Annotated in this window: 1 protein-coding gene; it reads left to right on the plus strand. The window is 67.4% G+C overall.

The genetic code is table 11. The annotated features are described in order from the left end of the window. A partial coding sequence (locus FW760_RS26010) for an AMP-binding protein (protein WP_446444116.1) occupies positions 1-749 on the plus strand: 749 nt, incomplete at both ends.

The following is a 749-nucleotide window of genomic DNA, read 5'->3' on the forward strand; positions in this document are numbered from 1 at the left end:
CCGGCCCTGGTGTTCGGCGGGCAGCACCTGAGCTATGCCGAACTCAACAGCCGTGCCAACCAGCTCGCCCATGCGCTGATTGCACGCGGTGTCGGCCCCGACGTGCTGGTTGGCATCGCCATGGAACGCAGCATCGAGATGGTCGTCGCCCTGCTGGCGACCCTCAAGGCCGGTGGCGCCTACGTGCCGCTGGACCCGGAATACCCGCGCGAGCGCCTGGGTTACCTGTTCGACGACAGCGGCATCGCCCTGCTGCTGACCCAGCAGCACCTGCTGGCACAGCTGCCGGTGCCCGAAGGCCTACCGCTGCTGGCCCTGGACACACTGGACCTGAGCGAGCACGCCCAGAGCAACCCGGACATTGCCCTGCACCCGGAGAACCTGGCCTACGTCATCTACACCTCCGGCTCCACCGGCAATCCCAAGGGCGCCGGCAACCGCCACAGCGCACTCACCAACCGCCTGTGCTGGATGCAGCAGGCCTACGCCCTGGACGCCAGCGACACGGTACTGCAGAAGACCCCGTTCAGCTTCGACGTGTCGGTGTGGGAGTTCTTCTGGCCGCTGATGACCGGTGCGCGCCTTGTGGTCGCTGCTCCTGGCGACCATCGCGACCCGGCCAGGCTGGTAGCGCTGATCAACCAGCACCAGGTCAGCACCCTGCACTTCGTACCGTCGATGCTGCAGGCCTTCCTGCTGGATGCCGGTGTGCCGCGCTGCACCAGCCTCACCCGCATCGTCTGCAGCGG

The sequence above is a fragment of the Pseudomonas sp. 1176_21 genome, from assembly GCF_052850635.1.